At 63.6% G+C, this 26,391-nt stretch carries 28 protein-coding genes and 1 riboswitch; of the genes, 13 read left to right on the forward strand and 15 right to left on the reverse strand.

Annotated features, from left to right (window positions below; translation table 11 throughout):
• Positions 1 to 16 precede the first annotated feature (16 nt).
• Positions 17 to 232 (reverse strand): DUF4278 domain-containing protein, encoded by a 216-nt coding sequence (locus KJJ24_RS02365; protein ID WP_214340617.1) that lies wholly within the window; start codon positions 230 to 232, stop codon positions 17 to 19.
• Between the two features lie 62 nt (positions 233 to 294).
• Positions 295 to 364, reverse strand: a riboswitch (Glutamine riboswitch).
• 245 nt (positions 365 to 609) lie between these two features.
• Between KJJ24_RS02365 and KJJ24_RS02370 the strand changes: the two genes are divergently transcribed.
• Complete coding sequence (locus tag KJJ24_RS02370) at positions 610 to 2,070, forward strand: ammonium transporter (protein ID WP_214340619.1); 1,461 nt, start codon at positions 610 to 612, stop codon at positions 2,068 to 2,070.
• Positions 2,071 to 2,450: 380 nt separating this feature from the next.
• Here KJJ24_RS02370 and KJJ24_RS02375 read toward each other — a convergent pair whose 3' ends face one another.
• Both KJJ24_RS02375 and KJJ24_RS02380 read right to left on the reverse strand, forming a co-directional pair.
• Positions 2,451 to 5,180: a cation-translocating P-type ATPase gene (locus tag KJJ24_RS02375; RefSeq protein WP_214343168.1), complete on the reverse strand. Its 2,730-nt coding sequence runs from the start codon at positions 5,178 to 5,180 to the stop codon at positions 2,451 to 2,453.
• Between the two features lie 331 nt (positions 5,181 to 5,511).
• On the reverse strand, positions 5,512 to 5,940 hold the full coding sequence (locus KJJ24_RS02380; RefSeq protein ID WP_214340621.1) for an Rrf2 family transcriptional regulator: 429 nt from the start codon (positions 5,938 to 5,940) through the stop codon (positions 5,512 to 5,514).
• Between the two features lie 157 nt (positions 5,941 to 6,097).
• On the opposite strand from KJJ24_RS02380, the gene KJJ24_RS02385 reads away from it, so the two are divergent.
• Both KJJ24_RS02385 and KJJ24_RS02390 read left to right on the forward strand, forming a co-directional pair.
• Entirely contained in the window at positions 6,098 to 7,903 is a 1,806-nt protein-coding gene (locus KJJ24_RS02385; RefSeq protein WP_214340623.1) for an SLC13 family permease, read from the forward strand.
• Positions 7,904 to 8,013: 110 nt separating this feature from the next.
• Positions 8,014 to 8,430 carry a DUF2062 domain-containing protein gene (locus tag KJJ24_RS02390; protein ID WP_250544869.1) on the forward strand — a complete coding sequence of 139 codons (417 nt, stop codon included), beginning with the start codon at positions 8,014 to 8,016 and terminating at the stop codon, positions 8,428 to 8,430.
• Here the strand turns inward: KJJ24_RS02390 and KJJ24_RS02395 are convergent.
• Entirely contained in the window at positions 8,421 to 9,425 is a 1,005-nt protein-coding gene (locus KJJ24_RS02395; protein WP_214340625.1) for a CNNM domain-containing protein, read from the reverse strand. The genes KJJ24_RS02390 and KJJ24_RS02395 overlap by 10 nt on opposite strands.
• Positions 9,426 to 9,475: 50 nt before the next feature.
• On the opposite strand from KJJ24_RS02395, the gene KJJ24_RS02400 reads away from it, so the two are divergent.
• The 6 genes from KJJ24_RS02400 (at position 9,476) to bchL (ending at position 16,193) form a co-directional block, all read left to right on the forward strand.
• Positions 9,476 to 10,882 (forward strand): TrkH family potassium uptake protein, encoded by a 1,407-nt coding sequence (locus KJJ24_RS02400; protein ID WP_214340627.1) that lies wholly within the window; start codon positions 9,476 to 9,478, stop codon positions 10,880 to 10,882.
• 25 nt (positions 10,883 to 10,907) lie between these two features.
• The gene (locus KJJ24_RS02405) at positions 10,908 to 11,612 is read left to right on the forward strand and encodes a TrkA family potassium uptake protein (RefSeq protein WP_214340629.1); all 705 of its coding nucleotides are present in this window, start codon (positions 10,908 to 10,910) and stop codon (positions 11,610 to 11,612) included.
• A gap of 113 nt (positions 11,613 to 11,725) precedes the next feature.
• Positions 11,726 to 13,003, forward strand: a complete 1,278-nt coding sequence (locus tag KJJ24_RS02410; protein WP_214340632.1) for a ferredoxin:protochlorophyllide reductase (ATP-dependent) subunit N — start codon at positions 11,726 to 11,728, stop codon at positions 13,001 to 13,003.
• Complete coding sequence (locus KJJ24_RS02415; RefSeq protein ID WP_214340634.1) at positions 13,003 to 14,610, forward strand: ferredoxin:protochlorophyllide reductase (ATP-dependent) subunit B; 1,608 nt, start codon at positions 13,003 to 13,005, stop codon at positions 14,608 to 14,610. The genes KJJ24_RS02410 and KJJ24_RS02415 overlap by 1 nt, the downstream gene beginning before the upstream one ends.
• Before the next feature lie 284 nt (positions 14,611 to 14,894).
• Positions 14,895 to 15,125 carry an amidohydrolase family protein gene (locus tag KJJ24_RS02420; RefSeq protein ID WP_214340636.1) on the forward strand — a complete coding sequence of 77 codons (231 nt, stop codon included), beginning with the start codon at positions 14,895 to 14,897 and terminating at the stop codon, positions 15,123 to 15,125.
• A 183-nt stretch (positions 15,126 to 15,308) separates the two neighbouring features.
• Positions 15,309 to 16,193, forward strand: a complete 885-nt coding sequence (gene bchL / locus KJJ24_RS02425) for a ferredoxin:protochlorophyllide reductase (ATP-dependent) iron-sulfur ATP-binding protein (RefSeq protein ID WP_214340638.1) — start codon at positions 15,309 to 15,311, stop codon at positions 16,191 to 16,193.
• On the opposite strand, the gene KJJ24_RS02430 is transcribed toward bchL, so the two are convergent.
• The 6 genes from KJJ24_RS02430 to psaM all read right to left on the reverse strand — a co-directional run bounded on the left by KJJ24_RS02430 (position 16,190) and on the right by psaM (position 19,231).
• Positions 16,190 to 16,453: a hypothetical protein gene (locus KJJ24_RS02430; RefSeq protein WP_250544870.1), complete on the reverse strand. Its 264-nt coding sequence runs from the start codon at positions 16,451 to 16,453 to the stop codon at positions 16,190 to 16,192. The two genes, bchL and KJJ24_RS02430, sit on opposite strands and share 4 nt — an antisense overlap.
• Positions 16,454 to 16,462: 9 nt before the next feature.
• The gene (locus KJJ24_RS02435; RefSeq protein ID WP_214340640.1) at positions 16,463 to 16,960 is read right to left on the reverse strand and encodes a hypothetical protein; all 498 of its coding nucleotides are present in this window, start codon (positions 16,958 to 16,960) and stop codon (positions 16,463 to 16,465) included.
• A 13-nt stretch (positions 16,961 to 16,973) separates the two neighbouring features.
• On the reverse strand, positions 16,974 to 17,396 hold the full coding sequence (locus tag KJJ24_RS02440; protein WP_250544979.1) for a hypothetical protein: 423 nt from the start codon (positions 17,394 to 17,396) through the stop codon (positions 16,974 to 16,976).
• A gap of 155 nt (positions 17,397 to 17,551) precedes the next feature.
• The gene (locus KJJ24_RS02445) at positions 17,552 to 18,547 is read right to left on the reverse strand and encodes a protochlorophyllide reductase (RefSeq protein WP_214340644.1); all 996 of its coding nucleotides are present in this window, start codon (positions 18,545 to 18,547) and stop codon (positions 17,552 to 17,554) included.
• Between the two features lie 27 nt (positions 18,548 to 18,574).
• A complete protein-coding gene (locus tag KJJ24_RS02450) occupies positions 18,575 to 19,066 on the reverse strand; it encodes a hypothetical protein (protein WP_214340646.1) in 492 nt (163 codons plus the stop codon).
• A 63-nt stretch (positions 19,067 to 19,129) separates the two neighbouring features.
• Complete coding sequence (gene psaM / locus KJJ24_RS02455) at positions 19,130 to 19,231, reverse strand: photosystem I reaction center subunit XII (RefSeq protein ID WP_043717315.1); 102 nt, start codon at positions 19,229 to 19,231, stop codon at positions 19,130 to 19,132.
• Positions 19,232 to 19,371: 140 nt separating this feature from the next.
• Between psaM and KJJ24_RS02460 the strand changes: the two genes are divergently transcribed.
• A complete protein-coding gene (locus KJJ24_RS02460; protein ID WP_250544871.1) occupies positions 19,372 to 19,848 on the forward strand; it encodes a CRR6 family NdhI maturation factor in 477 nt (158 codons plus the stop codon).
• Here KJJ24_RS02460 and KJJ24_RS02465 read toward each other — a convergent pair.
• Complete coding sequence (locus KJJ24_RS02465) at positions 19,845 to 20,606, reverse strand: sulfite exporter TauE/SafE family protein (protein WP_214340648.1); 762 nt, start codon at positions 20,604 to 20,606, stop codon at positions 19,845 to 19,847. The two genes, KJJ24_RS02460 and KJJ24_RS02465, sit on opposite strands and share 4 nt — an antisense overlap.
• Positions 20,607 to 20,647: 41 nt before the next feature.
• Between KJJ24_RS02465 and KJJ24_RS02470 the strand changes: the two genes are divergently transcribed.
• Positions 20,648 to 21,373, forward strand: a complete 726-nt coding sequence (locus KJJ24_RS02470) for a lipoate--protein ligase family protein (RefSeq protein ID WP_250544872.1) — start codon at positions 20,648 to 20,650, stop codon at positions 21,371 to 21,373.
• Positions 21,374 to 21,386: 13 nt separating this feature from the next.
• Here KJJ24_RS02470 and KJJ24_RS02475 read toward each other — a convergent pair whose 3' ends face one another.
• Positions 21,387 to 22,613: a site-2 protease family protein gene (locus KJJ24_RS02475; protein WP_214340650.1), complete on the reverse strand. Its 1,227-nt coding sequence runs from the start codon at positions 22,611 to 22,613 to the stop codon at positions 21,387 to 21,389.
• Positions 22,614 to 22,668: 55 nt separating this feature from the next.
• Here KJJ24_RS02475 and KJJ24_RS02480 point away from each other — a divergent pair, with 55 nt between their 5' ends.
• Together KJJ24_RS02480 and KJJ24_RS02485 are read left to right on the forward strand one after the other, a co-directional pair.
• Positions 22,669 to 23,337 (forward strand): phosphoribosylanthranilate isomerase, encoded by a 669-nt coding sequence (locus KJJ24_RS02480; RefSeq protein WP_214340652.1) that lies wholly within the window; start codon positions 22,669 to 22,671, stop codon positions 23,335 to 23,337.
• 9 nt (positions 23,338 to 23,346) lie between these two features.
• Complete coding sequence (locus tag KJJ24_RS02485; RefSeq protein ID WP_214340654.1) at positions 23,347 to 23,850, forward strand: hypothetical protein; 504 nt, start codon at positions 23,347 to 23,349, stop codon at positions 23,848 to 23,850.
• Positions 23,851 to 23,868: 18 nt separating this feature from the next.
• Here KJJ24_RS02485 and folE read toward each other — a convergent pair whose 3' ends face one another.
• Genes folE through KJJ24_RS02500 form a run of 3 tightly spaced genes read right to left on the reverse strand, consistent with a single transcriptional unit; the run spans position 23,869 to position 26,378 of the window.
• Positions 23,869 to 24,591: a GTP cyclohydrolase I gene (gene folE / locus KJJ24_RS02490; protein ID WP_214340656.1), complete on the reverse strand. Its 723-nt coding sequence runs from the start codon at positions 24,589 to 24,591 to the stop codon at positions 23,869 to 23,871.
• 20 nt (positions 24,592 to 24,611) lie between these two features.
• A complete protein-coding gene (locus KJJ24_RS02495; RefSeq protein WP_371811761.1) occupies positions 24,612 to 25,343 on the reverse strand; it encodes an SDR family oxidoreductase in 732 nt (243 codons plus the stop codon).
• A 45-nt stretch (positions 25,344 to 25,388) separates the two neighbouring features.
• On the reverse strand, positions 25,389 to 26,378 hold the full coding sequence (locus KJJ24_RS02500) for an acetyl-CoA carboxylase carboxyltransferase subunit alpha (RefSeq protein WP_214340661.1): 990 nt from the start codon (positions 26,376 to 26,378) through the stop codon (positions 25,389 to 25,391).
• Positions 26,379 to 26,391 lie beyond the last annotated feature (13 nt).

Raw genomic sequence — 26,391 nt, forward strand, 5'->3', positions numbered from 1 at the left:
GGATTTGGCTGGAGGATCAGCCTTGGTTCACCTGCTGGGAGGCTTCGGCTTGGCGGTGGTGGTAGGCGTGGCCGCGGTACTGGAGCTCCACGTCGGCATCCACCACGGCTGCTTCGTGGCGCAGGGGAGCGTCGTAGTGCTGGCCGCGATAGGCGTGGTCAACGGGTTGGGGGCTGGGTAGCTCGTGGGTGGCGTTGTCGTAGCTGACGCCGCGGTAGTGAAGTTTGGTCATGGGGTAGGGCCTCGAAGGGTGGGTTGAAGGTCTGCGGGGCAGACGGTTCCGCTTCGTGGGAAGGAGCGTTGCTTCGCCTTGCGGTGGGCTACTTCCGGTGAACCAAGGCCCAGAGGCGGTTCACCCAACGTTTTGTCCTTCTGGAGGCTTTCTAGCGGAATAAGACTGTTCATGGTGAACATAACGCCAAAAGCTTTGCAAAAAGCCGTGCGCTTTGTGCTGTCTTGAACATGGCTGTCGCGAATCTCTCTCGTCGCGGCGGCTCGATGCTGGTGTTGATTTTTGACTTTGTATCAGCAGTAACGTTTTGGTGCCCCGTCTTCGCGAATGATCTCTTCCTAATGGCGGTTACCCGTCATCACCAACCAGCGATTCTTATGACTGTTGCCTCGCCCTCTTCTCGGCGCCGGCCGAGAAGTTTGCAGGAAGCGAGTTTGTTGGAAGCTCCCGAGCTGCTGCTGCGCAAAGTACGTGGCCTCTCCTCCAACCGCACGCTCACCTGGCTGGCCTGCGTGCCCATCGCCTTGATGGGCCTTGGCCTCTTCAACCTCTCCGCCCATGCGGCTGAGCTGCCCGAGCTCAACGCTGCATTCCTGGCGAACAACCTTTGGCTTCTGGTCGCCACCATCCTGGTGATCTTCATGAACGCCGGCTTCGCCATGGTGGAAGCCGGGATGTGTCGCCAAAAGAATGCGGTCAACATCCTCGCGAAGAACCTCTTCGTGTTTGCCCTGGCCGTGACCGCCTACTGGTTCGTCGGCTATTCCCTGATGTATGGGGATCCTGTGGCTGCAGGCGTTCTCTACTTCAACGGTCTGTTCTTCGATCCAACTGTCACCCCTGAGCTCATCGCTGAGGGCGGATTGGTCCCCAGTGTTGACTTCCTCTTCCAGGCAGCTTTCGCCGGCACCGCAGCCACGATCGTTTCTGGCCTTGTGGCTGAGCGTGTGAAGTTCGGCGAGTTCGTGATCTTCGCTCTCGTTCTCACCGCGGTGATCTACCCGATCTCCGGTTCCTGGCAGTGGAATGGCGGTTGGTTGAGCGAGCTGGGATTCATCGACTTCGCCGGTTCGTCCATCGTTCACTCTGTTGGCGCATGGGCCGGTCTGGTGGGCGCCATGTTGCTTGGCCCCCGCATCGGCAAGTTCGTCAACGGCAAGGCCCAGGCCATCCCCGGCCACAACATGTCGATTGCCACCCTGGGTGCTCTGATCCTTTGGATCGGTTGGTATGGCTTCAACCCTGGCTCTGAGCTGGCCATGGACCAGTACGTGCCTTTCCTGGCCGTCACCACCACCCTGGGTGCTGCCGGCGGTGCCATCGCCGCCACCATCGTGTCGACGACAACATCCGGCAAGCCTGACCTCACAATGATCATCAACGGCACCTTGGCCGGTCTGGTGAGCGTTACCGCCGGTTGCGGCAACCTCACCCTGGTGGGCTCCTGGGTTGCCGGTGCAGTAGGCGGCATCATCGTTGTGTTCGCCGTTTCCGCCCTGGATGCTTCCGGCATCGACGATCCTGTGGGCGCGTTCTCCGTGCACGGCGTGTGCGGTGTGTGGGGCACCCTCGTGATCGGTCTATGGGGTGTGGATGGCATGGATCCTGGTGCCGCTGGTATCGGTCTGCTCAACGGTGGTGGCATCTCCCAACTGGGCACTCAGGCCCTCGGTTGTGGTGCTTATGCCATCTGGACTCTGGTCACCTGCTGGATCGCCTGGTCTGTGATCGGCGCCATCTTCGGGGGCATCCGCGTGACCGAATCTGAAGAGGTGGAAGGCCTCGACATCGGTGAGCACGGCATGGAGGCTTATCCAGATTTCGCTTCGGCGAAGTGATCCTGGGCTTCTGTTGATCTCTCTCCAGCCCGCCGTTAGGCGGGCTTTTTGCTGTTCTGTCATCCTGGGGTGCAACATGCTGGCGTGGTTGTGGCCTGCCCCAGTTGCGGAGCGCGCCTGGTGGCTGTTTCATCGCAGCCACCAATCCGTTTGATCTGCGCCCAGTGCGCCAGGCCCTTACCGATCAAGCCAGGCCTGCCGCCTTATCTCTGGCTACAGCTCAATGCGCGGCGCTGGTTTCTGTTGCTGGTGTTGCTAGTGCTGCCCTTGTTCGCCCTCACCCTCTCGCCGCCTCCCAGCAGCAGAGCCCCTAGCGCTGTTCAGCAGCCGAGGCGGCTGGGGCGGATAACCACCCGGCGGGTTCTGCAGAAGCGTAAGGATCAGCAATCGGCTGCAGAGCGGCGGCGGCCGAGGCCGTAGAGCTTCTCGAGCTCGAGATACAGCAGCAGCAACAGGCTGAATCCCACGCAGATGAGTAGCTCCTGCCCACTCAATGGGGTGGTGCCAAAGAAGCGTGCCAGGGGGGGCACGTAGAGCAGCAGAAGCTGTAACGCCGATGTGAGCGCCACGGCCACCAAGAGCCAGGGATTGCTGAAGGCCGGCACCTGCAGCAGCGGTTGTTCACTGCGAGCTGAGAGCGCGTGGCCCATTTGAGCCAGGCAAAGGGTGGTGAACACCATCGTGGGCCAGGGCCAGCCTGATCGCTCCGCTAGCAGCATCAGGCTGATCACGATCAGGGCAAACACAACTCCGATTCGCAGGATGTAGCGCCCTAGCCCTCGGGCGAAGATTGACTCACCTGGTTGGGCAGGACGCCGTTGCATCAGCTGCGCGTCGCCCGGCTCGAGTGCCAAAGCCAAGGCCGGCAAGCCGTCGGTTACCAGATTCATCCAAAGAATCTGCAGAGGGGTGAGCGGCACACCCACGAGTCCCAGTAGCGGCGCTGAGCCGATCGTGAGCAGCTCGCCAACGTTGCTGCCGAGGATGTATTTCACGAAGCGGCGAATGTTGGCGTACACCAGTCGTCCCTCCTCCACCGCATTCACGATCGAAGCAAAGTTGTCATCGAGCAGCACCATGTCGGCCGCTTCCTTGCTCACATCGGTGCCCGTCCTACCCATGGCCACGCCGATGTGGGCCTGTTTCAGGGCTGGGGCATCGTTGATGCCATCGCCGGTCATCGCGACCACCTCCCCGCTGGCCTGCAGGGCTTTCACGATGCGCAGCTTTTGCTCCGGTGCAACCCGCGCATAGATGTTGCAGCGGGCCACAACTTGGCGCAGCTCCTGATCATCCAGCTGTTCCAGCTCTCGGCCCAGCAGCACCTCGCTGCCAGCGCAGGCCAGCCCGATCGAGGCGGCGATGGCCCGAGCGGTGAGCGGGTGATCGCCGGTGATCATGATTGGGCGAATGCCGGCCTTGCGGCAGGTGGCTACCGCTGCGCCGACCTCCGGCCTCGCTGGGTCGAGCTGGGCCATCAACCCCAGTAACACCAGCCCCTGCAGCTCCTGGCTGGGGCTGGGATGGTGGGGCGCACAGGCGAAGGCCAACACCCGTAGGCCTCCTGCCGCCAGCTGCTGCGCCTGATCCATCCACCACTGTCGCTGCGTTGCAGATAAGGGAATGACCCCACGCCCATCGATCCAGCGCTCGCACAGGCTGATCACTGTTTCCGGGGAGCCCTTGCTGATCAGCAGGCGTGTGGAGCCCGCGGCGCTCACACCCAGCGGCTGTTGAAGGGCACCTTGAGGATCATCGATCCATACAGCCATCAACTGGCGGTCGGAGCTGAACGGGATTTCGGCGACGCGGCGGAAATGGCTGCGTAGCTCGAAATCATCGATGCCGGCCTTGAGGGCAGCCACCGACAGGGCCCCTTCCGTGGGATCGCCGAGCACCTCCCAGTGACCATCACCCCTCTGTTTGTGCTCGGCATCGCTGCACAGCACGCCTGCCTGCAGCAGGAGTGTTCTTGCGCCGGGCGCGCAGCCGCTCTCAGCGCCAACTGGTGCTGTCAGCCCTCGGCTGGTGAGGCGGCCGAGGGGCTCATAGCCCTGACCCGATACCGCCACCGCTTCGCAACCCACGCGCAGCTCCTGCACCACCTGCCGGTTTTGGGTCAGGGTGCCGGTCTTGTCGGAGCAGATCACCGTCACCGAGCCAAGCGCCTCCACCGCCGGAAGCCGCCGGATCAAGGCGGCACGCCGCACCATCCGCTGGGTGCCGATGGCCAGGGTCACGGTGATGACAGCCGGTAGACCCTCCGGCACGATCGCCACCGCCATCGACAGCGATACCTCCAGCAGGTTGAGCAGAGGCTGGCCCAACAGCCAACCCAGCACCACCACCACGGCTACCAGGCTCAGGGCGCTCATCACCAGCGCTTTGGCAAGCCCATCCAGACGCGCTTGCAAAGGCGTGCGTTCGCCGCCGGCTGTGTTGAGCATTCCAGCGATCTGCCCCAGCTGAGTGCCCATGCCCGTGGCGGTGACCACGGCCACGCCGCGGCCGCGCACCACATCGGTGCCCTGGAAGAGGCAGTTGTGGCGCTCCAGCACCGGGGTATCCACAGCGAGAACGGGATCGGAACGCTTGAACACCGCCTCGGCTTCGCCGGTGAGGGCGGCCTCCTGCGCGGCCAGATCCGCCACCTCCAACAGCCGGGCATCGGCGGGCACCCGATCGCCGGCCTCCAGCCGGATCACATCACCGGGCACCAACGTTTCACTGGAGAGCTGCTGCCAGTCGGCATCACGGCGCACTTGCACCAGTGGGGCGGCCATGTTGCGCAGTGCCAGTAAGGCTTGCTGGGCTTTGCTTTCCTGCGCATAGCCCAGCAGGGCATTGAGCAGCACGATCACCAGAATGGCGATCGCATCCTTAGGGAAGCTGCGCTGATGCAGGGCCACTGCCCCTGAGACGGCTGCCACAGCCAGCAGCATCAGCAGCATCACATTGCTGAACTGATCCCAGAGGATCCGCCAGGTGCTGCGCCCTTCGCCCAACTCGAGCCGGTTGGGGCCATGGGAGGCCAGACGCAGCTTCGCGTCTGTGCTGCTCAGGCCGTCAATTCCGCTGTGCAGGGCCTGGCAACACGCCTCGGATGCCATGGCGTGCCAATGGATCGAGGCAGGATCGGTCAACGCAGCCTGAAGCAGCTGTGTTGAGTCTGTTGGATTAAGGCGGCTTGTCTGCACCTCGCATGCATGAATAGAACGGTCATCACGTGCCCGTGATCGATGACCTCCCAACAACCTTGGGATCGTGCGGGCTTGTCCTCCTGGACCTACCGCAGCGAGCGTTTCACTCAATCACTGGCCTGTGGTCGGCCACGCGAACGATCGACCTGAAAACGGCGATTGGCTGAAGTTGATCGGCTCTAATCGCTACAACGAGTTGGCCGAGTTGGTGAAGGCCTCGTCGTGAATGAACAGGAGCCGTTCAGATGAAGTACATCGTCTGAGCCTGCAACATTGCATCGCGTTTGGAGAGGAAATCCGCCAGGGTGATGTACTTCAACTTGGCCACCCGTTCAGCGCGCAGCTCTTCTGCTAGGGCGCTGATCAGTCGCAACTCGCAGGTTCCCTGACTCGGCTCGAGCTGTTCAGCTTCGCCTTCAAGGCAGTTGATGGCATCTGCCAGGGAGATTTCTGTTGCTGGCTTGGCCAGCAGGTAGCCGCCGCGGGCGCCGCGCACGCTGCGAACGAAGCCTGCACGGCGCAGGCTGGTCATCATCTGCTCGAGGTAACGCTCAGGCATGGCCTGGCGAGCGGCGATCTCGCCGACCTGGAGGCGTTCGCCGCTGGCTTCTACTCCTGCCAGCTCCATGAGCGCCAGGAGCCCATAGGTGGTTTTGGCGCTGAATCCCAAGCAAGCGCTCCCTGGTGCGGGCGAGTCTGGCACTTAAACCCCGGTAAGTAGCTCGGAAATGGGTTCTTCGAGGGCGTCAACGGGCGAGGCTGGCTGGGCTAAGTCCGTAAATCCGATCTGAACACCGTTGTATGGTGGTTCTCCCTGGTGGGCGCCCGTGGCTGATCTGCTCTCCGCCGTGCTGCAGCCAGGGGCACTGATCACTCTGCTGGTGCTGGCTGGTTCGGTCGTGCTGTTTGTGAGCGGTTGGCTAGCGCCGGAGCTCACCGGCCTGCTAGCGGCAGCCCTGCTGATGGCCAGTGGTGTGCTCACCCCCGCAGAAGCCGTGGCCGGTTTTGGCAGCCCGGCCTTAATCACCCTGATGGGTCTGTTCGCCATTTCCGCTGGTTTATTCCGCAGCGGAGGCCTCGATCGCTTGCGGGCCCTGATCGGTTCCGATGCGGTGCGTAGCCCCAAGCGAATGATCGCGGTGATGGTGGCTGCGGTCGGGCCTGTGTCGGCTTTTGTGCCCAACACGCCCATCGTGGCCAGCCTGCTGCCGGTGATGGAAGGGTGGTGTCAACGCCGGGGGGTGTCGCCCTCGAAGGTGTTGCTGCCCCTCTCGTTCGCCACGGTTCTCGGCGGCACGCTCACCCTGCTGGGCAGTTCGGTGAACCTGCTGGCCAGTGAGGTGAGCAGCAAGCTCGGCTACGGCAGCTTCGGCTTATTCAGCTTCACGCCGATCGGCATCGCCGTGTGGCTCGTGGGTGGGGCGGTGATGCTGTTGCTGGCGGATCGCCTGCTGCCGGATCGCGGTAGCGACGATGACGACCTGATCGCTTCGCTCGCCAGCAGCGGCTACCTCACGGAGGTGCAGATCCCCTTTGGCTCGGAGCTCATTGGCCAGTCGCTGCATGCCAGTCGCCTGCAGCGCCGCTTCGATGTGGATGTGCTCGAGCTGCATCGGGGCAGCGAACGCTTTCTGCCCCCTCTGGCCGATCGCACTCTGGCACTGTCTGATCGCTTGCTGCTGCGTTGCAGCCGTGAAGATCTGCTCCGCCTCCAGCAGGATCACACGGTGGTGTTGGCCCCCACCTCTGAGGAGCCCATCGGCCCCGACAGGCAGAACAACCAACGCATGGTGGAGGTGCTGTTGCCCGCCGGCTCCACCCTGGCGGGCGATTGCCTGCGGGATCTTCGCTTTCGCCAGCGCTACAACCTCACGGTGCTCGCTCTCCGCCGCGGCAATGCGGTGTTGCGGGAGCGCCTGGGCCGTGCCCAATTGCGCGAGGGCGATGTGCTGTTGCTGCAAGGCCCCAAAGATGCGATTCGTGGCCTGCAGGCCAATAACGACCTGGTGGTGCTCGAGCAGCTGGAGAAAGACTTGCCCACCGTGAGCCGCAAGCGGGTGGCGCTGCTGATCGGAGGCTTGGTCATCCTGCTGCCCAGCTTCAATCTGATCCCTCTGGTGGCCTCGGTGCTGCTGGGCACCGTGGCGATGGTGGCCAGCGGCTGCCTCCGGCCCGGTGAGCTGCAGCGCGCGATTCGCCTCGATGTGATCCTGTTGCTCGGTTCGCTGGCCTGCTTCAGCCAGGCCCTGGAGAAAACGGGCCTGGCCGCCAGCCTGGCCCAGGGGCTGCTGCTGGGGCTGCAGAACTGGCCGATCTATGCCGCCCTGCTGGTGGTGTTTCTGTTCACCACTTTGCTCACCGAGGTGATGAGCAACGCCGCCACCGTGGCGATGTTGATTCCGATCGCTGGCCAGCTGGCCCAGGGGCTCGATCAGCCGCCCATGGCCTTCATCTATGCCGTGCTCTTTGGCGCCAGCCAGAGCTTTCTCAGCCCTGTGGGTTACCAAACCAACCTGATGGTGTTCGGCCCCGGCCGCTACCGCTTTCTCGACATCCCCCGCTACGGCTTTCCCCTCACGATCACGATGACCGTGGTCGTGCCCTTCCTGATTTGCCGTTGGTTCGGTCTTTAAACCTTCAGCCTCTGGGGGCCATCGATCAAGATGGGTCTCCCGTGTTGCGCTCAGCCGCTTTGCCGCCCGTTCACCGGCATAAGAGCCTGCTCCGCTTGCTGCGGCAGCGCATGCTCTGGCTCTGGCATCACGAAGGCAGCCACGGCCAGCGGGCCCGCGGCCTTGCCGCTGGTGTGTTCATGGGCTGCTTTCCCTTCTTCGGCCTTCAGATTTTGTTGGGGGTTGCCCTGGCCAGCTTGGTGCGCGGCAATCACATCCTGGCTGCGGCGGGCACCTGGATCAGCAATCCACTCACCTATGTGCCCCTCTATTGGTTCAACTACCAGCTGGGCTGCGCACTGCTCGGTCCAGGCCCGGTGATGCCCTCCCTGCAGCAGCTGCGCCAGGTTCCCGTTTGGGAGTTGGGGCTGGCTATGGGGGGGCGGTTGATGCTCGGCTCAGCGGTGGTGGGTCTGGTGAGTGCGGCGCTGCTGGGCGGCGGCTACTGGCTTCTGCTGGAGCACCGCCAAGGGCGCGCTCACAGCTGAGCTTCGCTGGGCAAGCGCTTCCATCCTGCGAGGACACCCAGGATGTCGGCGGCGCTCACCAGCCCCACAAACGCGCCGAATTCATCCACCACCACCCTGACGGAGCTGCGATCCCCCCGGCGGAATGTGGTGAGCAGCCGATCGGCTCGGATCATCTCTGGCACGTATTGCGGTGGGTCACACAGCTCGCACACCAGCCGCTGGCTGCCGCCTTTGAGCAATTCGCACAGCGCTTCCTCGCGGCTCTGCACCCCGAGCACTTCATCCACCTCCTCGCCGAGCACCACCCACCAGGCATCTTCCGGAGCCTGCACAATTTCCTCGCGCATCGATTCCAGGCTGGCGGTGCCAGGCAGCGAGGGCGTGGCCACGCGCGACACCATCAGATCGCGGGCCGTGAGGTCGTTGAGAGCGAACACTTTGCCGATCATCGCGGCCTCATCGGCTTCGATCTGGCCCTGCTGGGAGCCCAGCCGCGCCATCAGATGAATCTCGCGCTCGTTGGTGGTGAGATCGGCCTCAGCGGTGATGGCCGGCATCAGTTTTTCCAGCAACAGCAGCAACGGCAAGCTGAGCCGTTCCATCAGCAGCAGCACCCGCGAGGCGGTGAGGGCAATCGGCATGGCGAAGCTGTTGCCGATTGCCTTGGGCAGGATTTCGGCCAGCAGAATCACGGCCACGGTGAAGCCGATGTTGAACAGCAGCAGCCCGGCCTTGCCGCCTGGAAGTTGCTCGAAGGTGTGATCGGCCTGGCTGCCCAGCAGCATCGAGCCGGAGATATTGAAGAGGTTGTTGATCACCACCAGCAGTGCCAAGGCGCGGCCGGGGCGGGCTTTGATCCGCTCCAGGGCGCGGGAGCCCGGCACCCTCTGCTGCACCAGGGTGTGCACCTGGATCGGATTCACCGTGAGCATCGCCGCCTCGGTGCTGGAGGCCAGAGCCGAGCCCACCAGGATCAGCGCTGCCATGGCGAGCAGCACAACGATCGGATTCATGGGCTGGGATGGGATGCGGGTTGGACCGGACCTTACCTACGGTTTGCGGGATGAACTCGTCTCCGAGCAATCCCGTTCAGACGGTGCAGCGCTGGCGCCACCAGCTCACGGTGCCGCAGTTCACTGTGGTGACCGGCTTGCTGGTGATCGTGGTGGGCACCTTTGTGATGGCCTCACCGCTTTGCTCTAGAGAGAGTGTTGGCCTTTGGCAGGCCCTGTTTACGGTCACCTCGGCGATCACGGTGACCGGGCTCTCAGTGATTTCGGTGGGCAGCGACCTCACCCCCTTTGGCCAGGTGGTCCTTGCCGCGTTGATCGTGACCGGTGGCTTGGGCCTGATGGCGATCACCACATTTCTGCAGGGCTTTGTGCAGGGCCGCAGTGGTTTGCGGCATCGCCTCGATAAAGGGCGTGCCCTCGATGAGTTTGGCGTAGGGGGAATCGGCCCCACCTTCAACAGCATCCTGATCACCGCCACCTGTGTGATGGGCCTAGGGGCCGTGGCGCTCTACGCCTTCGGCTTCAACGACATCGAACAACCCAGCCAGCGGCTTTGGGCGTCTGTATTTCACGCCATCAGCGCTTACAACAACGCCGGTTTCAGCCTGTGGGACAACAGCCTCACCGACTACCGCGACAACGCGGTGGTGAATGGCGTGATCGCCTCGATGATCGTGATCGGCGGCATTGGCTGGCGGGTGATCAACGATCTCTGGGCGAATCGTCTGCATCTACGCAAGCTGCGCCGACTCAGCCTGCACACGCGGTTGGTGATGCGCAGCACGGTGTTTTTAATCGCTGGTGGCGCGGTCGGATTGATGATCACAGAACACTTCGGCTATCGCGCTTCCTTGATGGGGCAGATGGGCTTGTGGCAGAAGCTGCAGATCACGGTGTTTCAGTCGATCACCACACGCACAGCCGGCTTCAACACGGTTCCCATTTCGGCCGAGTTGATCACCGATGCCGGCCTGCTGCTGATGATCCTGCTGATGTTCATCGGCGCCAGCCCCGGTGGCACGGGCGGAGGCATCAAAACCACCACCTTCGCGATCCTGATGGGAGCTACCCGCTCCACGTTGGAAGGTCGCAGTGATGTGTTGATGCATCGCCGTCAGATTCCCGATGCAACGGTGCTGCGGGCGGTGGGAGTCACCCTCGCTTCGGTGCTGTTCGTGGTGCTGATGGCCTTGCTGCTGGGCATTGGTCCTACGGCCGGCGGAGTCACAGGGCACCAGAGTTTCAGCTTCCTCGAAAAGTTGTTCACTTGCGTGTCGGCCTTCGGCACCGTGGGGCTGGATCTGGGGGTGACGGCCAACCTCAATCGCTGGGGGCAACTGGTGCTGATGGTGGGGATGTTCGTGGGCCGGATCGGCATCCTTCTGCTGCTCTCTGCCCTCTACGGCAGTCGGCCGCAGCTACGCGTGGGCTATCCCAGGGAAGACCTCTACGTCTAGAAAAGGTTGGCTTGCAGGGGCAACCGTGAATCAGTGGTGGCAGTGGGGTGCCGATGGTGATGTTCGCCGTGGCGGGTTCGCGGTGATCGGTGTGGGGCGTTTCGGCTCCTCGGTGTGCTCGGAGTTGCTGCGTGCTGGAGCCGATGTGCTCGCCATCGATTCCAGCCAGCGGGCCATCGATGCCCTTCGCCAGAGGGATTCCTCGATCGAGTGCCGGGTGGTGGATTGCACCGATGAGGAGGCCCTGCGGGCGGCAGGGGTGCTTGATCTGGAAACCGTGGTGGTGGCGATGAGTGAGCCGATTGAGGCCAGCATCACCGCCACGTTGATTTGTAAAGACGCTCAGGGCACCCGTGTGAAGCAGGTGATCGCCCGCGCCACCAGCGATCTGCACATGAAAATGCTGCAGCGCGTCGGTGCCGATCGCGTCGTGTTCCCTTCCAAAATGATGGGGCAGCGCCTTGGCCTAGAGCTGGTGCGGCCCAACCTGCTCGAGCAACTGCGGCTCGACGATCGCAGCTGCATCGAGGAGATCAAGGTGCCGGGTTCCTTTGTGGGGCATTCCCTGCGGGATCTCAACCTGCGCAAGCACTACAACGTGAATGTTCTGGCCGCAGGGCCCGTGGGGCATCTGGATGTGAACCCTCCGGCTTCGCACGTGTTGGCCCCAGGTGAACTACTGGTGGTGATGGGTTCGGAGGAGGCGCTGCGCTCCCTGCCGGGCAGCTGAAACCTCCACGGCCTGTGGGTATTCCCACACCGCGGCTTTAAGGGATGTGCACAAGGGGTGTGCTGGGCGGCTAGCTGGCGCTAGCGAGGGTGGTGCACGGCAGGAGGCCGGCCATGGCATCGAGCATCGCCACAAGGTCTACAGCGGGGACGGATCTGCCCCCGCCCCTCAAAGAAAGCGGCCAGCGGGAGGTGTTTTGCGGGCTCACCTCGATCGTGTGGCTCCATCGCCGCATGCCCGATGCCTTTTTCCTGGTGGTGGGCTCCCGCACCTGTGCCCACCTGATCCAGAGCGCCGCCGGTGTGATGATCTTCGCTGAGCCCCGCTTTGGCACAGCGATCCTCGGGGAGCGGGATCTGGCTGGTCTGGCGGATGCCAACGAGGAGCTTGATCGCCTGGTGGATCAGCTGCTGCAGCGACGCCCCGAGATCCGCACCCTGTTTCTGGTGGGCAGCTGCCCCAGCGAGGTGATCAAGCTCGATCTGGCCAAGGCGGCTGAACGGCTCAACCGCCAGCACACCGGCCGCGTGATGGTGCTCAACTACAGCGGTAGTGGCATCGAAACCACCTTCACCCAGGGGGAAGATGGCGCCCTACAGGCACTGATCCCGCTGATGCCCAGCAGCGACCAGCAGCAGCTGTTGATCGCCGGCACCCTGGCCGATGCGGTAGAAGATCGCCTGGTCGGCCTGTTTCACAAGCTCGGCATCGACCGGGTGGCCAGCCTTCCGCCCCGCCGCTCCTCCGAGCTCCCCAGTGTGGGGCCCGGCACGAAGTTGCTTCTGGCGCAGCCGTTTCTGAGTGGTACGGCCAGGGCGCTGTTGGATCGCGGTGCTGAGCTGATCCGTGCTCCCTATCCCTTTGGTGTGGAGGGCAGCCGCGCCTGGATGGCCGCGGCTGCCGCGGCCTTTGATGTGGCGCCCGCGCGGATCGCCGAGGTGCTTGATCCGCTGGTGGAGCGGGGGCAGCGGGCTATGGCGCCACATCGCGAGGCGTTGGCGGGTAAGAAGCTCTTCCTGTTGCCAGATTCCCAGCTCGAGATTCCCTTGGCGCGCTTTCTGAGCCGCGAATGCGGCATGGAGCTGGTGGAGGTGGGTACTCCCTATCTCGATCGTCAGCTGATGGCTGAGGAGTTGGCGTTGCTGCCGCCTGGCACCCAGCTCAGCGAAGGCCAACACGTTGACAACCAGCTGCTGCGGGTGCGTCAGCAGCGCCCTGATCTGGTGGTGTGTGGCCTGGGCCTGGCCAATCCCCTTGAGGCTGAAGGCATGGCCACCAAGTGGTCGATCGAGCTGGTGTTCAGCCCCATCCACGGCATCGATCAGGCCTCTGATCTCGCTGAATTGTTTGCCCGCCCTCTGCGCCGCCGCGCTGCACTCTCTTTCGCCTGATGGAACTCACCCTCTGGACCTATGAAGGCCCCCCCCATGTGGGCGCCATGCGCATCGCAGCTTCGATGGAGGGCGTGCACTACGTGCTGCATGCCCCTCAGGGCGATACCTACGCCGATCTCCTGTTCACGATGATCGAGCGGCGCGACAAGCGCCCGCCTGTGACCTACACCACCTTTCAGGCCAGGGATCTCGGCGGTGATACGGCTGAGCTGGTGAAACGCTCCATCGCCGACGCCGTGGAGCGTTTCAAGCCAGAAGCCCTACTGGTGGGGGAGAGCTGCACTGCTGAGCTGATTCAGGACCAGCCGGGTGCCCTGGCGGCCGGGATGGGTTTCGGCGAGCTGCCGATCGTGAATCTCGAGCTGCCGGCCTACTCCAAAAAGGAGAACTGGGGTGCGGCCGAAACCTTCTACCAACTGGTTCGCAGCTTGCTCAAGCCGCAACTGCCAACACCGGGCGCGCCGAAGCCGGATCCAGCCCGCTGGCGCACCGAAGGCCGGCGGCCACGGGTGAATCTGCTGGGCCCCTCGCTGCTGGGTTTCCGCTGCCGCGATGACGTGCGTGAGATCTCGCAATTGCTGGCCAGCTACGGCATCGATGTGGCCGTCGTGGCTCCCTTGGGGGCACGCCCCGCTGACCTACAGCGCATTCCCACGGCTGACGCCAATGTGTGTTTGTATCCCGAGGTGGCGGGCACGCTGTGCAGTTGGCTCGAGCGTCAGTTCGGCATGGTTTGCGCGCGCACGGTGCCGATCGGTATCGGAGCCACCGTGCGCTTTTTGCGCGAGTTGCATGGGCTCTTGGATCTGGAGCTGCCAGCGGAGCTGCAGCCGGGCACGAATGAGGTGTGTGAGGCCGAATGCCGCTCACGCCTGCCCTGGTATTCGCGTTCGGTGGATTCCACCTATCTCACCGGCAAGCGGGTCTTTGTGTTTGGCGATGCCACCCATGCCATCGCTGCTGCCCGCATTGCCAGTCATGAACTCGGTTTTGAGGTGGTTGGCCTGGGCAGCTACAGCCGTGAGATGGCTCGGGAGGTGCGTGCCGCTGCCAGCGAACTTGGCCTGGAGGCGTTGATCAGTGACGACTACCTCGCCGTGGAGGCCGCCATCGCTCAGGCGGCTCCAGAGCTGGTGCTCGGTACGCAGATGGAGCGCCACAGCGCCAAGCGCCTCGGCATTCCCTGCGCCGTGATCAGCACGCCGTTGCACGTGCAGGATGTTCCGGCCCGCTACGCCCCTCAGATGGGCTGGGAGGGGGCGAACGTGATCTTTGATTCCTGGGTCCACCCGCTGATGATGGGCTTGGAGGAACACCTGATTGGGATGTTCCGCCATGACTTCGAATTCGTGGACGGCCACCGCAGCCATCTCGGCGATGGAGCAGCGGCAGGAGACAAACTGACCACGGAATCTCCGGCCGTGGACCTGACGTCTGCCACCGCTCTGGCGTGGAGTGCCGAGGGGGAAGCCGAACTGGCGAAGATTCCGTTTTTTGTGCGCGGCAAGGTGCGCAAGAACACAGAGGCCTTCGCCCGCGAGCAAGGCCTCGCGGTGATTGATAGCGAGGCGTTGTACGAGGCCAAGGCGCACTTCAGCCGCTGATGGCGGCTCCAGCCGATGGCAAGGCCGACCTTGCACCAGATCCTTGATGCGCTCAGCGGTGTGCGGCAGCTGGGTATCAACCCGAAGCTCACCCTCGCTCACTCGCCTCAAGCCGTTGATCACGAGCACAGGGATTTGGTGCATCGGTTTTTAGCCTGTGGAGCGTGCGATTGAGACTGATCGCTACAACAAGATGTTCCGCTTTGGTCGTTTGCAGCGAGACCATGGCGTGACTGTGGCCTTGGACAGTGATTGGCCCGCATTCAAGTGATCCGCTTCCACCGATGCAGGATCTGTTCACACTCGATGGTGCTCTAGAGGCTTATCCCGTTGCCGGTGCGCGCCAGCTGGGCATCGAATGCATGACGGGCTCGATCAAGGTGGGCATGAGGGCTGATCTCTGTGTGTTTGATCAAGGCATCACCCGTCTCGCCAGCGATCAGATCTACAGCGCAGCCTGCGAGCTCACCTTGATGGACGGCGAGGGTCGTCCTGATGCTCGTAGAACGAATTAGGTTGATTAACCTTTGAGCGTTCTCAACGTTTCTGAGTGGGCATTAGGCTAAGTATTTATACTTATCGCTAGTGTGATTCTGTGTGGGGATCAGCACGGTTTCTGCTCTGATGTTTCGCTTTGCACGAATCACTGTTGCGATTTGACCTCGCAGGGGTTGGATGACAGAAGACGCGATCCGCCGATGACCACCACACTTACGCGGCCTGATGGGGAGGGCAGCGTTCAGGTGCATCAGGAGGTGGGTCTCCAGATCGAGGAGGGGGCCTTGGTGATCGCCGTTTATGGCAAGGGCGGCATTGGCAAAAGCACCACCAGCTCCAACCTTTCGGCTGCTTTTTCCAAGCTGGGCAAGCGTGTCCTACAGATCGGTTGCGATCCCAAGCACGACAGCACCTTCACGCTGACCAAGCAGATGGTGCCCACGGTGATCGACATCCTTGAAACCGTTGACTTTCATACCGAAGAGCTGCGCCCAGAAGATTTTGTTTTCGAGGGCTTCAACGGTGTGCAGTGCGTGGAATCGGGTGGTCCGCCGGCGGGCACCGGTTGCGGCGGCTATGTGACCGGCCAGACCGTGAAGCTGCTCAAGGAGCATCACCTGCTGGAAGACACCGATGTGGTGATCTTTGATGTGCTCGGTGATGTGGTGTGCGGTGGCTTTGCGGCGCCCCTTCAGCACGCTGACTACTGTTTGATCGTGACCGCCAATGATTTCGATTCGATCTTTGCGATGAACCGGATCATTGCGGCGATTCAGGCCAAGGCTAAGAACTACAAGGTGCGCCTCGGTGGCGTGGTGGCCAATCGCTCCAAAGACACCGATCAGATCGATCGCTTCAATGAGCGGGTCGGGATGAAGACCATGGCCCACTTCCCCGACCTTGATGCGATCCGTCGCTCACGCCTGAAGAAGTGCACGATCTTCGAGATGGAAGCCACACCGGAGGTAGAGGCGGTTCAGAACGAATATCTCCGCCTGGCTCAGTCAATGCTGGAGAACGTGAAACCCCTGGAGGCGGAATCCTTGAAAGATCGCGAGATCTTTGATCTCCTGGGATTCGACTAGATCCGCAGCCTGGTCACCTCAGCCTGAATCGCACCGCGTCGGGTGCTTACTGCGATCGATTCACGCGTGAAGATCTCCACGCGGATTCCCGCTCTGCTGATCAGCACGAGGCTGGTGCAAAGCGCGCCTGTGCTGATCAGCACCACAGCGGGCCAGAGCAGGCGCGCTGGTAGGGCTCCGATCAGCAGGATGATGAGCACGCCGGCGCTGAAGCCCAACAGCACGAGAGGAATGCGGCGAAGGAGATCGGCTGGGCCCATTGCGTTGGATTAGAGGGTGGTGCAGACCGCTACCAGCAGGGTCTCTGCAACGGTTCCGGTTTGGGGAACCCGCCATTCACCCCAGTTAGCGCCAGCGCGCTTGCGGTTCAAGGTGAGGTTGTCGCAGTCGATGGCGATGGCGCGCTCGGGGATCTCTTCCTGCCCCGTGGTGTTCACGGCCTCGGGCCAGTGCAGGCCGCCAATGCTCCGGGGTTTCGTTGTGGCGCGGCGCCACGCTGTCACCCACACCGATGGAGCACGTTTTAAGGGCTGCCAGTTTTGCCAATCCACTTCAATGTCTCCGTAGCGTCTCCAGCGATCAGCCTCATCCTGTTGCCGATCCTTCAGTCGATCGCGGATCTCTTGCTCGCGTGGGCTTGCCTGCGGTTGATCCAGGTTGGTGGTGTACTCCTGGGCCAGCACACCTGTGCTTGGCGATAGGCCAACCACACCGATGGCGCTGAGACTCAGGAGACGTCGCCGATGGGATGAGCGTGGCTTCAGCATCGTGGGGATCGGCTCAGGGCAGCGGAATCGGTGACAGGCTCTTCACCGCATCGCGCAGCTGCACATTCACCTGTCCGGCGACTTGATCCACCCCAACGGTGCCATTCACATTGAGTGGTTCGTCGTTGCTGACATCCACGCGGATCTCCTGCTTGATCTCACTCACCGCTACAGGCTCTTTGATCGCGTCGACGTTCACCACGCCATCTACTTGAAGAGGTGTTTCCGTTTTCACGGCCACGGGCCGTTCCACACTCACCGAGCCCTTCACGCCCAGAGGACTGTCTGAGTTCACGCGCACCGGTTGGGCGATTCCTTCAATCTTCAGAGCACCGTGCACTTGTACCGGTAGAGGCTTCTCCAGCGGCAGCCCGATGGGAATCGGTTGCTTGAGGATTGTGATCGCCGCTGCGGCGATGGCCCATGCCGAAAGCACAAGGGCCAAGGGCCATCGGCAGGCCATGGCCAACTTGAACCACAAAACAGAGGCTTCCGGGTTTGCGGGCCCGGGTGCTTCGGGAATCACGGGGGACACGCCACTGGCCAACAGGATCCCCGAAACCTGGGGGCTTGTCACCCCCCAGGTTGGACTTACGCCAGTCCCACCAGCTTCATCGATTCCTCCCACACGCCCTGAGCGGTTTCGGGATTGCTGGCTTGATCGGAGAGCTCCTGGCTGAACTGTTTGCCTTCCTTCGTCTGGCGATTACCCCAACTCCAGTGCACGCCGGAGGCGGCGAAGGCAGGATCCGCAACCACCTGAGCCACGCGCTCGCCTGCCAGTGCCTGGCTCACATAGCCGCCTGTGATGTTCTTCTGGAACCAGGGAAAGATCGTTTGGAACGCCTTGGGGGTGTTGCGGAACAGTGGGGTGTCAGCCACGCAGCCCGGATAAAGCGAGCTAAATACGATGCCGGTGGAGGTGTGCAGCCGGCGGTGCAGCTCCTGGGTGGTGATCATGTTGCAGAGCTTGCTGTCTTTGTAGGCCTTGCCGGGCTTGAACGGTTTGCTGTTAGCCATGGCGATCGGCTCCTTGAAGCCGGCCTTGAAGCCGCTGAGGTCGCCCAGATCGGCCGGAGCCGGGATGGGGATCTTGCCGCCCAGCTCCTTGGAGTTGGCCGTCACCGTGCCGAGGATGACGACGCGGCGTGAGGGGTGCTGGGAAGCCTGCAGTTCAGGCAAGAGCAGTTGGATCAGCAGGAAGTGGCCGAGGTGGTTAGTGGCCATCGAGATCTCATAGCCCTGGGGGGAGCGCTCGGGCTCCTTCAGGCGGGGCTTGTAGACCGCTGCGTTGATCACTAGGGCATCGAGGCCGAAGCCCAGGGAGCTCACCAGGGTTTCAACCCCCACCCGCACGCTCTCGAGATCGCCCAGATCGATGCGAAGGTGGTGCAGCTTGTCGCGGGGGATGCCCAGGGCATCGGCGGCGGCGGCGGCGCGCACTGGATCGCGATTGGCGGTGACCACCGTCCAGCCAAGTGCCACCAGGGCTTTGGTGGCATTGAGGCCCACCCCTGAGGTGGTGCCGGTGATCAAAACAGCGCCTGGGCTGCTGCTGGAGCTGGACACGCTGCTGCTGGCCACCATGAAGCCCGGGATACGGCGGGCAACAAACTATCGAGCGGCCTGGGGCTTCTCGCTGCTTGACGGGCCCTGCTCAACAGTTGGAAATGGGGCCGTGCCTTGGGGCTGAGGTTGTTTCCACACCACACGCATGCGATTTGGGGCGATCCACTGGTCTTGCTCCTGGATCAGCCGCTGCTCTCCGCCGGTGGTGAAGAGGTTGTCAAAGCGTTGCTGGGCTTTGTTGAGCTTGGCCTGCTGGATGTTCAGCACGGCGGTGATCTCGCCGTAGCGATCCAGTCGTTCGCGGTAGGCCCCGCCCAGCCGCACCAGGCTCACCACGGCCACCAAGGCCAGGCCGGTCTTGAGGGTGAGCCCGATGCCGCTGCAGATCAGCTCCTGGGCCGGTGTGGAGGGGCGCAGGGATGCGGGCCGTGTTGGAGGCGTCTGGGGGGCCGGCCTCGCTGGCCGGCGTTGACTCAGGCGCTGACCCCGTGACGCGGATCGCCTCTGCGATGGCTGGGCGGTGCGGGGCGAGCTCAAGGCTGGCGGGTGCAGGGGGGTTGTGGCCTGCTTCTAGCAGGCCACAACCCCCCTGCCAAGGGATCAGGCGCGGTAGAGGCTCGCAGCCAGACGCACGGCGAGTACGCCAGCATGGGCAGCCACCACCAGGGCAATCAGCACTTCGGCCTGGGTGAGAGACGTCATGGCCTGATTCAAAGCAGAATTCACAACCATTCTTTCGCAATTGCCCGGCCTTGCCAGGGCAAAGCGGCTGGCCTGTCACAGCTCGATACCCCCCGGACGCAGCTGATGGCTACGGTCAGCGTCCATTGCTGGCCGCTGCCTTGCCCCCTGCACGACCCGTGTTAATCGAGCAGCAGCAGGTGCTGGAGCGCAGCCTCGTGCCGCTTGAGCCATGGTTTTCGCTGGCGCCTGAAGCCCTGTTGCAGCAGAGCGACAGCCTGGAGCTCACTTTCCACTGGACCCGCTCCAGCGATGATCCCCGCGAACTTTCCGAGATCCCCGAGCTGCGGATCTGGAGCCTGCGCGCCGATGCTCTCTGCCCCTGGCTGCCCGTGCTGCTGGAACGCAGTACTGGCCAGCTCACCCGCCATGTGGCGATGCTGCTCCCTCATAGCTTCAGCCGCAGCGAAGGCATTCGCTTCGCACCCGAAAGCCTGGAGCTGTGGATGACCCATCGGCTGTTCCTCTTGGATCATTGGTCGCGCAGCCATGGGCTCAACTGCCGCGGCAATCTTGAGCAGATGGCAGCCGTGCTCGGCTTCGAGCTGGATGGCAGCTTCTGGCAGGGGCTTAGCTAAGCGCTAAGGGCGAGCTGCACCGCCCGCCGTCCCGCATCGAGCGCGAGCAGCGCGCACAACGCTCGCAGCAGCCACACCAGCTTGGTTTCACTCACGGATTGAAGCCGCGAGGCCGACCATTGCGCTGCCACCGCTGCGGCTCCGCCCAGCAGGAATCCCATCCCGAGGTTGCCGCGCCCATCACCGGTGAAGGTGATGGCTGCGGTGGCTGCGGAGGCGCATACAGCGATGGTGCTGAGCCGGATCGCCTGGTAGACGCGGATCTTTAATCCCTGCACCATCAGCGGCACCATCACCAGGCCGCCGCCCACCCCCAGCAACCCGCTCGACCAGCCGGCTACCAGACCCACGGCGGTGAGCCCCGGCAGGGGCAGACGCACGTCGGCATCAGCGCTGTCGCTGCGGCGGGGCGAGATCACCAAGGCCAGCACGCCATACATCAGTGCCTGCAAGCTGAGTAGGTGCCAGCCCTGCAGGCCGTCGCCGGCGCGGCTGAACACCATGGCTCCCGCAATGGCTCCAGCTGCGATGGCCAGCACCGCGCGAGGTGGCACCTGTCCGCTGCGCAGGTGGGCCCAGCTGCCGGCCATGGTGGTGGGCAGGATCGCCAGGGTGCTGGTGGCGAGAGCCTGATGGGGTGTGAGCCCCATAGCCAACAGCAAGGGCGAGAACACCAGGCCGCCGCCGATGCCCAGCAGGCCGGAGAGCAAGCCGGCTAACAACCCCAGCGGCAGCAGCGGCAGCAGGTCCCATGGCATGGCGTGCCGCGGCAAGGTGTCACCAGCATCCCTGAACCCGGTTGAGCCCCCCCCTGCTCTGGCGCTGGATTCCGCCGCTCACGGCGCCGGGTCGCATCCAGATGGCGATCGATCGCTGGATGCTGCAGCAGTTGCTGCGCGGTGGGCCACCGATGCTGCGGCTCTACCGATGGAGCGCTCCAGCCCTCTCGCTCGGACGTCATCAGCAGCGCTGGCCTGACCACTGGCGCACCGCCGGAGTGGAATTGGTGCGACGTCCCAGTGGCGGCCGGGCCGTGCTGCATCACGGCGAGCTCACGTACGCGCTGGTGATGCAGCCACAGCTGCGCAGCCGGGAGGCGGTGTATCGCCACTGTTGTCTCTGGCTGCAGCACGCCCTGGCCAGCGCCGGTCAGCCGCTGCAGTTCGGCCAGGCCGCTGCCAGCACAGCCGCTCAGCGCAGCAGCTGCTTTGCCACGGCCACCGCCGCTGATCTTGTGGCGGGCGATGGGAGTAAGCGGATCGGTAGTGCTCAGCTCTGGCAGGGGGCCGCGCTGCTGCAGCACGGCAGCCTGCTGCTCGATCCATCAATCGAGCTATGGCGCCGCTTGTTCGGGGCTGATCCGCCCAGGCTTGCTCCGTTGCCTTGGGACGCTCAGCAGCTGGAGATTGAGCTGCGTCGGGCCGCGGAGCACCACCTGTGCGGCGGTGCCCTGATCGATCAGCCCCTCAGCCCAGAGGAGTGGAGCGCCATCCGTGCACTGGAACCAGGTGCCGCGGTGGGGTAGGCGCGGCGGCAGCTCAGCCTTCCCCGCTCGCTTCGATGCTGCGGGCCACCGGAGCCAAGCCCATGCCCAACGGATACACCCCCTGGCGCCGCGCCGCCTCCAAAATCGGTGGGGGCAGACGCACGCCCAGCTTCTCGAGCACCCGCTCCGCCAGCTCAGGCCGCTCAAGCGTGCCGCTGGGCAGGCCTGCGGCACCGAGCACCAGGAGGCGAGGCGTGTCGGGTTGATCGAGCCGCAGCACCGCTTGCCAGAGCGGAGCGCTCTCTTGGATCTGGGGCAGTTGATCGAGCGGTTGGAGGTGATCCCCCACCAGCTCCTGCTCCCAGCGCTGCACGGGCAGCTCCTGCAGCGGTGCATCGGTGATCAAGCCCAGCCAACGGCCCTGGCGCGTCACCAGCAGCCAGTCGGGCAGGCCGTCGCCATCACTCAGTCGCAGGCGGCTGAGTTGTTTGAGGTTTGCATCGGCCTCCAGCACGCGGAAGCGCCGCTGAGCCGCATCTTTCACGTTGAGCTGCCGCAGTGCTGCCTGCAGGGCCAGCAGCTGGCTCTGGCTTCGGGCAGCACCCAAACCAAACCAACCCAACAGCATCAGCCACAGGCCGCCTACACCAGCACCGCGAAGCAGCAGCACCACCCCCAGGCCGATCGCCAGCAGGGAGAGGAAGCGACCAGTGGCGGTCGCCACCTGGGTGCCCTTGCGCTGGCTGCCGCTCACTTGCCACACCAGCGCCTTGAGAATCAGCCCGCCATCAAGGGGCAGACCAGGCAGCAGGTTGAACAGGGCCAGGATCAAATTGAGCCCCCCCAGCTCGTTCACCATGGCGCCCAGCAGCGGCGAGGCGTGGGCCACGCTGTGGCCGCTTGCCAGCAGCAGTGCCGCCAGCACGAGGCTCACCAAGGGGCCTGCAGCGGCCACCATTAATGAGCCCAGGGCGGTGGGGCACTCGCGCTCCACACTGGCCACCCCCCCCAGCAGAAACAGGGTGATGCTGCGCACCTGTACGCCCTGGCGAATCGCCACCAGGGAGTGGCCCAGCTCATGCAGCAGCACTGACACGAACAGCAGTAGCGCCGTGAGCAATCCAAGGCCCCAGAGCTCCAGAGCGCTGCCACTGGCCTTCAACTGCTGGCTGTATTGCTGCTGGAAGGCCACGGTGGCCAGGCCCAGGATCACAAACCAGCTGGGGTGGATCCGCAGGGGAATGCCACGGATCTTTAGCAGCTGCCAGCCCTCGCCCACGCGTTGCGCCCCAATGCCCCGATCCTAGAAAGGCTCTGATGCAGCGGCCGAGCTGATGTTGCTGAAGGTGTGTGGGCTGCGCCAGCCGGCTCAGGCGGCGGCGGTGGCCGCCCTCGGGGCTGATGCGATCGGGGTGATTGCCGTGCCCCAGTCGCCGCGATGGCTTGAGCCGCAGCTGAGGCCGGCACTGTTTGCGGCGGTGCGCGGCGCCAGCTCCACCTGTTTTGGGGTGTTGGTGGTGGCCGATCCGGCCGATGGGGAGTTGGACGCGCTTGGGCCGGCGGCGGGGCATCAGGTGCTGCAGTTGCACGGCGCGGAAACACCGCAGCGCTGCGCTGAGCTGCGCCAGGCCCTCGGGCCGGATTTGAAGCTGTGGAAGGCGCTGCGGATCCGCAGTGAGGCTGATCTGGCACAGGCGCAGGCCTATGCGCCTGTGGTGGATGCGCTGCTGCTGGATGCCTGGGTGCCTGATCAGCTGGGGGGTACGGGCCACCGCATCCCGATCGATTGGCTCGCTTCGTTTCAGCCCTCGCTGCCCTGGTGGCTGGCTGGGGGCATCACGGCTGAGCGGGTTCCCACGGCTCTCGCCGCCCTGACGGCATCCCCGCCAGTGGGGGTGGATGCCTCCAGCGGTGTGGAACGGGCCCCAGGCGATAAGGATCTGGCGCGTGTGGAACAGCTGGTGGCTGCGGTAGCCGCGTTCCGCCAGGATCGCCCCAGCTGAATTGCTTCCATGCCCCCCATGCTTCGTCGCCTGCTGTTGCTGGCGCTCCCTGCAGCGGCCGCCACGGCCCTGCCGCTGCAGGCTCAAGACTTGGTGGGCTGTCGCTTAGTGGGCGCCAACCTCCAGTGCGTGCCCGGTGTGGATGAGAGCCCGCAGCTGCAGATCCAGCAGTTGCAGCAGCAAATCTCCACGGATATTCAGCTCGAGGGTGTGGTGCAGCACCGGATTGATGGCCTTCAAAAGCTGGTGCTCGAGGGCGATGCAGCGGTAGGCGCCGCCCTCACCGCCACCGCTGTGGCCGATGCCCAGGCAGCCCTGCCAACGGCCAACTACCACTGGTATCGGATCAAGCCAGGCCAGCGCAGCTGGGTGTTGATTGAAGGTGCCAATGGCACCACCTATGTGCCTGCGCCGGTCGATATCGGCCAGAACATCATGGTGGTGGCTGTGGTGAACCAGAACGGGCAGGTGAAGCGCGTTGCATCCCAACCACTCGGTCCGGTTCAGCCATGAGCTGATCCAGGCGGATGATCAGTGAAGCAGCAGGGATTCCTGTTGCTTCACCAGCTCAAAGAATTCAGCTTTGAGGCTTGGGTCATGGCGGAAATCGCCACGCACCACTGAATTCACCATGCTGGTTTGCGGCTCCTTCACACCACGCCACTTCATGCAGTAGTGCTGGGCTTTCACAAGAATTGCCAGACCCTGAGGCTCACACAGCCGCTCGATTTCATCGGCCAGGATCATCACAGCCTCTTCCTGGATGTGCGGGCGTGAGAACACCCAGTCGGCCACGCGAGAAAACTTGGAGAGGCCGATCACCCGATCGCCGGGTTTGATCCCGATCCAGCAGTTACCGAGGATGGGAACCAAATGGTGAGAGCAGGCAGAGCGCACCGTGATCGGACCAACGGTGTAGATCTCATCCAGCTTCTTCACATTGGGGAAGCTGGCGATCTTGGGCTGATGGTGGTAGCGACCCTTGAACACTTCATGCAGATACATGCGAGCGACACGCTCGGCTGTTTCCTCGGTGTTGTGGTCGTTGTCGATATCAATCACGAGGCTGCGCAGCAGTTCGCGCACCTTGCCGGCCACCTCAATTTCCAGTTGATCCAGCTCACCATCCTGGAGATGGTCGGCGATGTTGTCGTTGGCGAGGTAAGCCACGCCAGCTGCATCAAGACGGTTACGAATACGGCGGCTAACAGGAGCCAGCTGGCCGGAAACGCTTGAAGGAAGAGTTGATGTCATGGGTATGTCCCGCTCAGCGGTCAGAGAACGCCAGCGGCGGGCATAAGGGTGAGGTCCTCCACGATCTGGGAGGAGGGTTGCTGGGCCAAAGACAACAGCGCTTCGGCCACGCGCTCTGGAGAGAGCATGGCACGGCGATCAAACGAACTGTGGACCGTTTCGCTGTCCCAGAGAGGCGTATTAACCGCACCGAGGGTGAGGGTGGAGACGCGGATGCCGTGCTGCCGCTCTTCTTCAGCCAGGCAACGGCTGAATGAGGCCAGCGCTGCTTTGCTGGTGCAGTAGGCCCCCCAATCAGGAAAGGCGTTGCGGGCGGCATGACTGCTCACATTGATGATGTGCCCGCCCCGCTGGCGCAGGGCCGGCAGCACCGCTTGGCACACCTGAAACACGCTGGTGAGATTGAGCTGCAGCAGCCACTGCCAGCGTTCCAGTGGCATGGTGGCCAGGCTTCCCGTGTAGGCCGCACCGGCGTTGTTGATCACCACCGTGGGCTGCAGGCCGCGGCTCAGCAGCGCCTCGAGCGCAGCCGCGATACCGGTGGGGTCTGCCAGGTCCACGGTGGCGGTCTCGACGCGCAGGTGGTCATTCCGTAGCTCAGCTGCCAGCTGCTCGAGGGAATCACCTGAGCGAGCCAGCAGGAGCAGGTCGTAGCCCGCGGCCGCAAACGCTCGCGCGGCGGATGCCCCAATCCCGCGGGAGGCCCCGGTGATCAGTGCCGCTGGTCTGGCGTTGGCTGGACTGGTGGTCAAACGCAAAGGACCACCAGGCGGCCGTCCAAGAAACGAAAGGAAACCTTAAGAGCCAACGCTCGCGTCTTGTTGGCCGGCCTCGAGGAAGCGCCCCATTCGCCTGAACTTGGCGTAGCGCTGTTGGGTCAGCTCGCTTTCGCTGAGGCTCTGAAGTTCGCCCAGGTGGCGCAGTAGAGCTGTTTTTAGCGTTTCAGCGGCCTGGCGCGGTGCCCAATGGTTGCCGCCGGAGGGTTCGTTGATCACATCGTCGATGATGCCGAGCTTGAGCAGATCCGCCGCCGTGATTTTTAGAGCCTCGGCGGCCACCGGGGCCTTGGCGGCATCACGCCAGAGGATCGAGGCGCAGGCTTCGGGGCTGGCCACGGTGTAGACGCTGTGCTGGAACATCAGCAGACGATCGGCCACACCGATGCCAAGAGCGCCGCCGGAGCCGCCCTCTCCGATCACGGTGGCCACAATCGGCACACGCAGGCGGAACATCTCGCGCAGATTCACAGCGATGGCCTCGCCCTGGCCCAGCTCTTCGGCGGTGAGCCCGGCGTAGGCGCCGGGCGTGTCGATAAACGAGAAGATCGGGAGCCGGAAGCGATCGGCGTGGTCCATCAGCCGCATGGCCTTTCGGTAGCCACCGGGTGAGGCCATGCCGAAGTTGCGCGCCACATTTTCCTTGGTGTCACGGCCCTTCTGGTGGCCCAGTAGCACCACGCCCTGATCGCCGATGCGGCCAATGCCTCCCACTAGGGCCTGGTCATCGCCGCCGCGACGGTCGCCGTGTAGCTCGATGAATTCATCGGTGACCACTTGGATGTAGTCGAGGGTGCTGGGGCGCTGGGGGTGACGCGCCACCTGGATCTTCTGGGCGGGGCTGAGGCTCGAAAAGATCTCCTCACGCCGGCGGGCGGCCAGGGTTTCCAGCTGCAGCAGCTGCTGGCTCACATCCACTTCGGAATCTTTGGCCAGCTGCCGGATCTGCTCGATTTGCTCCTCCAGCTCCACCAGAGGTTTCTCGAAATCAAGCAGCGGACGGCGGGCCATGGCAGCAGGAGAA

This window comes from Synechococcus sp. LA31 (genome assembly GCF_018502385.1).
Lineage (GTDB): Bacteria > Cyanobacteriota > Cyanobacteriia > PCC-6307 > Cyanobiaceae > Vulcanococcus.